The organism is Okeania hirsuta, from assembly GCF_003838195.1.
Lineage (GTDB): Bacteria > Cyanobacteriota > Cyanobacteriia > Cyanobacteriales > Microcoleaceae > Okeania > Okeania hirsuta.
Genome location: NZ_RCBY01000406.1, coordinates 1 through 3,818 on the forward strand (window position 1 = coordinate 1; position 3,818 = coordinate 3,818).

At 38.4% G+C, this 3,818-nt stretch carries 8 protein-coding genes; 1 reads left to right on the plus strand and 7 read right to left on the minus strand.

Annotated features, from left to right (window positions below):
• The 7 genes from D5R40_RS30955 to D5R40_RS30985 all read right to left on the minus strand — a co-directional run.
• Nucleotides 1–555, minus strand: a 555-nt coding sequence (locus D5R40_RS30955) for a glutamate cyclase domain-containing protein (RefSeq protein WP_124147168.1), incomplete at its 3' end; no start/stop codon positions are given.
• 426 nt (nucleotides 556–981) lie between these two features.
• A complete protein-coding gene (locus D5R40_RS30960) occupies nucleotides 982–1,104 on the minus strand; it encodes a photosystem II reaction center protein J (protein WP_124147169.1) in 123 nt (40 codons plus the stop codon).
• A 165-nt stretch (nucleotides 1,105–1,269) separates the two neighbouring features.
• The gene (gene psbL / locus D5R40_RS30965; RefSeq protein WP_124147170.1) at nucleotides 1,270–1,395 is read right to left on the minus strand and encodes a photosystem II reaction center protein PsbL; all 126 of its coding nucleotides are present in this window, start codon (nucleotides 1,393–1,395) and stop codon (nucleotides 1,270–1,272) included.
• Between the two features lie 9 nt (nucleotides 1,396–1,404).
• On the minus strand, nucleotides 1,405–1,539 hold the full coding sequence (gene psbF / locus D5R40_RS30970) for a cytochrome b559 subunit beta (RefSeq protein ID WP_094677274.1): 135 nt from the start codon (nucleotides 1,537–1,539) through the stop codon (nucleotides 1,405–1,407).
• A 24-nt stretch (nucleotides 1,540–1,563) separates the two neighbouring features.
• Complete coding sequence (gene psbE, locus D5R40_RS30975; protein WP_124147171.1) at nucleotides 1,564–1,815, minus strand: cytochrome b559 subunit alpha; 252 nt, start codon at nucleotides 1,813–1,815, stop codon at nucleotides 1,564–1,566.
• A gap of 364 nt (nucleotides 1,816–2,179) precedes the next feature.
• Nucleotides 2,180–3,193: a photosynthesis system II assembly factor Ycf48 gene (locus tag D5R40_RS30980; protein WP_124147172.1), complete on the minus strand. Its 1,014-nt coding sequence runs from the start codon at nucleotides 3,191–3,193 to the stop codon at nucleotides 2,180–2,182.
• 33 nt (nucleotides 3,194–3,226) lie between these two features.
• Nucleotides 3,227–3,565: a rubredoxin gene (locus tag D5R40_RS30985; protein ID WP_124147173.1), complete on the minus strand. Its 339-nt coding sequence runs from the start codon at nucleotides 3,563–3,565 to the stop codon at nucleotides 3,227–3,229.
• 87 nt (nucleotides 3,566–3,652) lie between these two features.
• Between D5R40_RS30985 and D5R40_RS41655 the strand changes: the two genes are divergently transcribed.
• Nucleotides 3,653–3,784: a hypothetical protein gene (locus tag D5R40_RS41655; protein ID WP_275670445.1), complete on the plus strand. Its 132-nt coding sequence runs from the start codon at nucleotides 3,653–3,655 to the stop codon at nucleotides 3,782–3,784.
• The last annotated feature ends 34 nt before the right edge of the window (nucleotides 3,785–3,818 follow it).

Here is a 3,818-nt window from a genome sequence, read left to right on the forward strand (position 1 = left end):
TGCTATATAATGATTCGGTACTATTTTAACACATTTTTTTCCAAAAGTCCAGCTACAAGCAATTTTTTCTCCCGTACTGACACCTTTGGCAATGAGTTCTCTAGGAAGGGTTCCCATACCCAATTCGTTGCCAGCATAACCAATGCCAATGGAGATGATTTCATTGAGAGTAAATAGGAGATGCAAAGGAGCGGTATCAGCAGTGATATCCTTGCCGATCATATTCCAGACAATACCATCGTAACCGGGACCAGCTCTTTCAATGGCAATAACGTGAGAAACTTGTGGTTTGGCACTTTGCCAGGCATTCACAATAGAAGCAACAGAGGGATCTTCTACACTAGCTGCATTGACAGGAACAACATCAACAGAAACTTGATCCGATATTCCGGCTGCTTGGGCAGCAACCTTGACAGCGTTCAGACATAAAGGATCGGTCACTAAACGGACCGGGATGCCAACTCGAAGTAATCCTGCTGCGAGGTGAGCGCAACCAATGGGGCCATCAGTTTCCGCCGCTGGAGGATTTCCTCGGGGAACAAAAAAGCCTGTCATAATTGCCACATGAGGGGATGGAGGTTCAGAATAGGGAGTGGGATCTTTCTGTTGTACGTTTCACATCCAATTAAAGGAGAACCGTCCTTGCCGAAATGAGTAAACCATCAAAAGCTAGAAATAGCTAGTACTTTGATAATTTGTAACATTTTGTAACTAAATGATTGACAAATGGTACAAAATCTTATGCCAATTTTTTAGTTGAATAGGTACAAAGTTTTAGGACTTTAGGGAGCAGAGAACTAGGAAGAAGAAAAGTAGAAAAAGGTTAATTTTACGCTGTATAGCTGTATATCACTATCCGAAAAACTGCTGTAACTTGTCACCAAAATGATTGTGAAATTTAACTTTTCTATACCTCAAAAAAAATAATCCCACTTTCAAACATAGTGAGATTATTTAACAAAATCAAACTTCAAATCTTTCTTATAAAGAAGAACCTACACCAACATAGGCACCATAAAAGAAAAGACCCACAACTACAAGTACGCCAGTTCCGGCAACAGTAGCAACCAACCATAAAGGAATTCTACCTGGTTCGGACATCATAATATTTCACCTCATTATTTCAAAACTACTTCGTACTAAAAAATTTTTACCTACAAGGTAATTGCTCAACAATATACTTGTTAACTTTCTACTAAATCTTACTAACAATAGGTCACCCCAATAGGGTGACTTAATATTAGTAATTTCTCTGTTTTATTTCTCAAATTAGTTAAAGAAATAACTGGAAAACAGAATACCAAGAACAAATACTAATAACAAACCAAGGTAGAGTGAAGTACGATTTAACTCTACTGGTTGTTTATTAGTATTTTCGCTACGATCTAAAGGCATAATATACTCCTATCTTTGAATAAACTGCATAGCTGCGATCGCACCTAAAAAGAAAACTGTAGGCACGCCAAGGGTATGAACTGCTAACCATCTAACTGTAAAAATTGGATAGCTAACTGGTTGATTTGGATTTCCGCTAGTCATAATAAAAATCTCCTAAATTTTCAACTATTCACCAATAAATTCATCAATTTGTTTTTTAGCTTCAAAACGGTCTGATACAACTGGTAATTCTTGTCTTTGCTCAGTATAATACTCGTTAGGTCTAGGTGTACCAAAAACGTCGTAAGCCAAACCTGTACTTACAAATAGCCAACCTGCAACAAACAGAGCTGGAATAGTGATACTGTGTATTACCCAGTAACGAATACTTGTGATGATATCTCCAAACGGACGCTCACCTGTATTACCGCCAGCCATCTAATTTTATCCTCCAAATTATCTCTAACCATCATCTAATATGATAGTTTTAAAACCTTTCTAAATACCTCATCCCATCACTAATTAATGGTTTGAGTTTTTTGTCTTTGTTAACAACTAAAGATAGACTAACTTTTTGCCTTCTTTAAAATCTGTTATTTTTATCTGTTAGTTAGACGGGATCAATTATAACATATCCAGTCTAAATTTTCAGCTACTCAAGCAACATCAAGAAATTAAATTTTCCCACCTGAGTGATACTACTCAATTAAAATTATGAGGAAGAATTTTTCTCTGATCTCTTGGTCAGCGTTCCCTTGCGACTGGCGTCGTCGCGGGGTCTGACCGCATATTGTATTGAGTTTCAAGCTGCTTCTGAAACTGCTGAACCATTGTATTTCAACACAGTTCCTCTTTGACCAAGAATAAAACCTTTTTCTTGGTTAATAAAAACAATTTTGTAGAAATTTTCTGGAACATTCTCTACATCACGGTCTTTTTCCCAAGTCTGACCGCCATCAACACTGCGAAGTAAATTACCACTACCACCAGAGACCCAAATTTCATCAGGAGTTCGATAAGCCAAATCTAATAAACCCCAACTTGTGGCATATTCTGGAGTAATAGCTTCTCCCCACTCTTCAGGATTTTCTGGATCGCTAAACCGCAGTTGGCCTCCTCGTGCTAATAGCCATAAACGACCATCATCAGTGAACCCCATATTTTCCAAACGGCGAGAGTCTTGACGATTATGAGGAGTCCAAGCTCTTTGGCCTGGTTCCCAACTAGAGTAAAAATTACCCTTTGCCGAAACAGCAATATAGTTACCATCAGGAGAACGGGAAATATTTCTCACTACTCCCACAGCATCCTCTACTTGAGCGCGCCAATGTTGGCCAACATCTTCTGTGCGATAGATAGCTCCCACATCAGTAGTCATCTCAGCAGAATTAGGCCCAAGAGCAATAATAGTATTAGGGGCACCTGGCAATTTAGAACTTAGAGGAATCTGATTCCAAGACTCTCCTTCATCATCCGTGTGTAGAAGTAAAGAAGGCTGTCCTAAAATCCACCCTTCCTTACCATTAAAACTCACTGAAGTCAAGCGAACTCTTTCTTCTATATCAATACTTTTAGGTTGCCAAGTTTTACCACCATCAGTAGTCTCTAAGAGAGTAGCATTACCACCAACAATCCAACCATGGTCAAGATTACCTGTAAATCCGATATCAAATAACTTAGCCTCAGTTGGTAGTTGAACTACTTCCCAGGGATTGTAACCTATTCCAGGTAAAAAGGCATTTTTGCAGCCACTACAAAGTATAACTGCTGCTAGTATTATGAAAATTTGTTTCCAGGACTTTACTATTGAGTGCATCACATTAAATCATTAATAAGCCTTTAGGCCATCTTATCGTAAACCATATAAGCTCAAGAAAAACAAAAATCCTGCGGCTAAAGCGCCGAAAATTAGAATATTTTTCTGGCTTGGTGTGAGTGTATTAACACCAAAACCATATCCAAGGTTTTCTTTGAATCCGGAAGGACCTTCAGCTGGTCCAACATTCACAAATTGAACCTTAGTTGCTGCACAAACAGGACAGCGCCAACCAGGGGGTAAATCTGAAAAAGCAGTTCCGGGCGGAATATTACCAGTAGAACTTCCCTTCTTCGGTTCATATATATATCCACAGGCTCGACATTCATACCGATCCTGTTCCTCTGTGGCCTCAGTGACTTGCTCGCTCATAGTTCCAAAAGATTGAATAGCAATTATGAGAACATCTTTAATTATTATTACAGAATTGGTGTAATTCGAGGAGATGAGTATTGACAAATGATTAATACCCAACTTGATACAGCTACTTTTAGCCTTTTTGTTGTGACTTTTGAGTTAAAAATTAGAGTGACAAAAGCTTGTGGCTCTAGTCTGATGAGGGTTAAACAGCACAATCGTAACAATCGCTAAAAAAATAATCTCTCGTTATAATCTTTAACTTAAC

Excerpts from the sequence above, each read along its gene's own strand:
- D5R40_RS30960 (WP_124147169.1), bottom strand. The coding sequence starts at position 1,104 with ATGATGTCCGAACCAGGTAGAATTCCTTTATGGTTGGTTGCTACTGTT.
- psbL (WP_124147170.1), bottom strand. The coding sequence starts at position 1,395 with ATGCCTTTAGATCGTAGCGAAAATACTAATAAACAACCAGTAGAGTTA.
- psbF (WP_094677274.1), bottom strand. The coding sequence starts at position 1,539 with ATGACTAGCGGAAATCCAAATCAACCAGTTAGCTATCCAATTTTTACA.
- psbE (WP_124147171.1), bottom strand. The coding sequence starts at position 1,815 with ATGGCTGGCGGTAATACAGGTGAGCGTCCGTTTGGAGATATCATCACA.
- D5R40_RS30980 (WP_124147172.1), bottom strand. The coding sequence starts at position 3,193 with ATGCACTCAATAGTAAAGTCCTGGAAACAAATTTTCATAATACTAGCA.
- D5R40_RS30985 (WP_124147173.1), bottom strand. The coding sequence starts at position 3,565 with ATGAGCGAGCAAGTCACTGAGGCCACAGAGGAACAGGATCGGTATGAA.
- D5R40_RS41655 (WP_275670445.1), top strand. The coding sequence starts at position 3,653 with ATGATTAATACCCAACTTGATACAGCTACTTTTAGCCTTTTTGTTGTG.